Genomic DNA, 3,552 nt, shown 5'->3' with positions numbered 1-3,552 from the left:
ACCCTCCCCTGCCACTCCCACTCCCAACGCCGAAGGGGGCACGGCCGTCCTCCCACGTGCCGTGCTCCCCCCATCATGCGTCATACGCGTGGCGCCGGACATCGGGGCACACCCTGATCCTCCCCTGATCCCCTCCTGGGGGTGCCCCGACCTTGTCCGTTGACCGTTCCGGGAAACCGGCGCTAGTTCCGTACGGCGACAGGCGTGTCCCTGCGGGCTTGCTCCGCCTCGTAGCGACGCTCGGCGGAGGTCAGCAGTTCGTACCAGTCAGTCACGTCCTTGCGCCGGCGCAGCAGGGCACGGCGCTCGCGTTCGGTCATGCCTCCCCAGACACCGAACTCGATGCGACTGTCCAACGCCTCAGCCAGACACATCGTGCGCACGGGGCAGCCCCGGCAGATGAGTTTGGCGCGGTTCTGCGCGGCACCCTGCACGAAGAGGGCGTCGGGGTCGATCTCCCGACATTTGGCTCGGGCCGCCATCTTCTCATTCCACATGTTGCCCCACTCCCAAGATCAGCATGTGTGGTGATCGGAAATCCCACCGGCTGGCGCGACNAGGACTGCCAGACGGGGGGCCGCGGCTCGTCTTCGGGGGTTGGTCGTTTCGGCGCGCTGTCTTCCTCGTTGTCGCTGGTGTCGAAACTACGGATCGTCCCTGTTCACCAACAGTCCCCAAGTGGCCTATTTCTCATATGGCCCACTAGGACCATTGCACTTCGGGGAGGTGTCATCATACACACACGGAGAGTGACTACATGTGGTAGAGCCGAAGTCATTCCACAGCAACCGTGATGACCTGCGAGTTCACCGCAACACCCCAGTGTCACGCGGGACGGGACGAAGCGGTCACCCCACCCGATCGGACTAGAACCCGTGTACACAAAGCGACGGCTGCCCAGGCCCGCGCCCGAACGACCGCCCCGACCCCTCTCACCTGCGGAGATGACGAGTAGGGCCAATGGCTCCACGTGGCGGCTTCGCCCCGCGCGGGGTCACGTCCCGGTGGCCGGGGTGGGTCGCGTCCGGATGGAGGGCTCCCCGGCTCCGGTGCGGGCGGCGCACGTGTCCGACGACGGCGTCACCGCCATGACCGACGCCCGCGGATCGGGCTCTTCGACCGGGGAGGCGGAGTGGCGAGCCCCGTTCCTCGACCCGCGGTGGGACACCCGGCCGGTCGCGGTGTGGAGCACGTGTGCACCGAATGCGTACCGGGCCCCTGGCACACGAAAACGGGGACCCCCGTAGGGAGTCCCCGTCACATACTCTGACCTGCTGTTTTTCGAGTGGAGCCAAGGGGAGTCGAACCCCTGACCTCCGGTATGCAAAACCGGCGCTCTGCCAGCTGAGCTATGGCCCCTGAACCCAAGGAGAGCATACCTTCATTCGAAGGCGGTCCCGGTCACAGGGACCGCGAAGCCGTGGGTCGCACCACGGGTACACCGGCCCACCCACGTCTTCGTGTCACTGACGGACGAGCGCGGGACACCCCGCTCGTCCGCCGCGCGATCAGCTCTCGCTGGCCGCCGTGGCCTCGGTCCACAGGTCGAGCTCGGCGCGGTCCGCCTGGATCTTGCGGTAGACGGCGAAAGCCCCGAGGGCCACCAGCGCCAGAACGATGATCTTCTTCACTGTCTGGACCCTTTCATCCGGTTCCTACACACGAGCACCCGCCGACTGCGGGGGCTCCACAGAGAACTTTATGAGGTTGTCACCAAGAGACTAGCAAGGGATCGGACCGAGGACTCAGGTGAGCAGCGCCATACGACGCAGGATGCCGACGGTGGTCTCGGGGGATGCCGCGACCCTGGTGAGTTCGGACCACACCCGCTCACACGAGCCAACCGCCTCCTCAGCCTCCACGATCGTTCCACCCTGGGTGGCCTCCACGTACGCCAGTGCGTCCTCCCCCTCGTCGAACTCAAGGACGGAGAAGGGCCCCGCGACACCTCGGTGAGGACCCGCGGACGTGGGGATGAGTCGGAGCGTCACCCGCTCCGAGGCGGCGAGTTCGACCATGCGTGTGGCCTGCGCCCGAAACAGCGAGAGATCGGACACGACACGCTGGAGCGCGTCCTCCTCGACCACGGCGTGGTAACGGAGCAGACCTCCCCCTTCGAGCACCTCCTGGCGCTTGAGGTAGGCCGCGACCATCCGCTCCACCCCCTCCTCACCGTGCCCCATGGCTCGCGCGACGAGAGCGGTGTAGTCGGGGACCTGGAGGAGGTCGGGAACGAGGATGCCCGAGTACACACGAACCCCGACGGCACCCGCCTCATTACCCACGTAGGCCGACGGGAGCACGTCCTCGTACTCGGTCCACCACGGCCTCAGCCGTGACTCCCGCACCAGGGTCAGGATGGCCTCACGCTGCCCCCCGGTGACGCCGTAGAGGCGGAGGAGGGCGGAGATCTCCATCACCGAGGGCCACTTGCGGATGCCCGTCTCGATGTGGCCCAGTTTGGCCGGGGACCACTCCAGCTCCTCCGCCACGTCGCTGAGGGTCATTCCCGCCTCCACGCGGCGGCGGCGGAGTTCGGCGGAGAGTCGACGACGACGAACCGTGGGGCTGCTCATAACACGGCTCCAATGACACAGAGTGAAGGTGTGTTCCCAGCGAAACACGGCATCTAGCATCTAGCAATGCGTTTCTAGAAATAGGACACCTCACGCGCCTCATATGTCGCAGGAGGAAACCGCGTACGATGGAGACGCGTTCCCGCACACATAGAGGACATCCATGAGCTACCCCATTGACGACGCCGAGCAGCTGATCGCGAACGCTGAGGCCGAGATGCCGCCGAGCACGCGCTCCCGCCTGATCGCGAAACTCCGGATGGGGAAGCACATCGACGATGCCGCTTCCGAGCTCGGAATCACGCCCAGGGCGATCTTCTCCACCGCGCGCATCCTCCAGTCGTTCGGTGACCAGTTGGACGCCACCCTCACGGAGCAGCGCGACCCCGCCCTCCCGCACGGCTCCGTCACGGGCTACAACAAGCGCTGCCGCTGCCCCGAGTGCCGGAGCGCGCTCCAGCAGCACGTGTAGTGTCCACGTCCGGCCAGGGCCGCTACCTGCGCTAACGTGCCGTTAACCCAGACTTCTCGAACGAATCCCGCCTACGCAGGCTTATCGGCTCGGAGTTTGGGGAGATCGCTCAACATGAACGAGCACGTGGACTGGTCGGCGATGAGCGAAGAGGACTTCGTGGCGCTGCTGCGGCAGCTGATCGAGAGCCCCGAGGCCGACGAGGACCAGTAGCCCCCCAGCGAACCCTCCCTGGGGCCGGACGCCCCGGGGTTGCGCGTGATGCACCGGACCGGTCTTCCGGATCCTCCGCGGGGTCACCGGCCACGGGGTAGCGGTCGTGTGCCTCCGGACCGGCGGAGCCGGCCGGAACCGAGGCCGCCCCGAGAACATGCGTGCGACATTCATGGAAACCCTACTGGTTTCACATGTTCACAATGGTCGGCGCAAAAAAAGGGGGCCGCCCACCAAGGACGACCCCCCCAAGAAAAACCGTGGCAGCGACCTACTCTCCCACCCCACCAC

4 protein-coding genes and 1 tRNA gene are annotated in these 3,552 nt (G+C 66.3%); 1 reads left to right on the top strand and 4 read right to left on the bottom strand.

From position 1 onward, the window contains the following. Positions 1 to 182: 182 nt before the first annotated feature. The 4 genes from D471_RS0126755 to D471_RS0126740 form a co-directional block, all read right to left on the bottom strand. Positions 183 to 497: a WhiB family transcriptional regulator gene (locus D471_RS0126755; RefSeq protein ID WP_026128107.1), complete on the bottom strand. Its 315-nt coding sequence runs from the start codon at positions 495 to 497 to the stop codon at positions 183 to 185. Between the two features lie 789 nt (positions 498 to 1,286). Then, a tRNA-Ala gene (locus D471_RS0126750) sits at positions 1,287 to 1,359 on the bottom strand. 149 nt (positions 1,360 to 1,508) lie between these two features. Next, entirely contained in the window at positions 1,509 to 1,631 is a 123-nt protein-coding gene (locus D471_RS42115) for a DLW-39 family protein (protein WP_014912962.1), read from the bottom strand. A gap of 114 nt (positions 1,632 to 1,745) precedes the next feature. Beyond that, complete coding sequence (locus D471_RS0126740; RefSeq protein WP_083924339.1) at positions 1,746 to 2,576, bottom strand: helix-turn-helix domain-containing protein; 831 nt, start codon at positions 2,574 to 2,576, stop codon at positions 1,746 to 1,748. A 163-nt stretch (positions 2,577 to 2,739) separates the two neighbouring features. Between D471_RS0126740 and D471_RS0126735 the strand changes: the two genes are divergently transcribed. After that, the gene (locus tag D471_RS0126735) at positions 2,740 to 3,048 is read left to right on the top strand and encodes a hypothetical protein (protein WP_017601456.1); all 309 of its coding nucleotides are present in this window, start codon (positions 2,740 to 2,742) and stop codon (positions 3,046 to 3,048) included. The last annotated feature ends 504 nt before the right edge of the window (positions 3,049 to 3,552 follow it).

Source organism: Nocardiopsis lucentensis DSM 44048 (assembly GCF_000341125.1).
Classification (GTDB): Bacteria; Actinomycetota; Actinomycetes; order Streptosporangiales; family Streptosporangiaceae; genus Nocardiopsis; species Nocardiopsis lucentensis.
This window is presented reverse-complemented; position numbering and strand designations above follow the sequence as displayed.

Coding starts and splice junctions, on each gene's coding strand:
- D471_RS0126740 (WP_083924339.1), bottom strand. CDS start 2,576: ATGAGCAGCCCCACGGTTCGTCGTCGTCGACTCTCCGCCGAACTCCGC.
- D471_RS0126735 (WP_017601456.1), top strand. CDS start 2,740: ATGAGCTACCCCATTGACGACGCCGAGCAGCTGATCGCGAACGCTGAG.
- D471_RS0126755 (WP_026128107.1), bottom strand. CDS start 497: ATGTGGAATGAGAAGATGGCGGCCCGAGCCAAATGTCGGGAGATCGAC.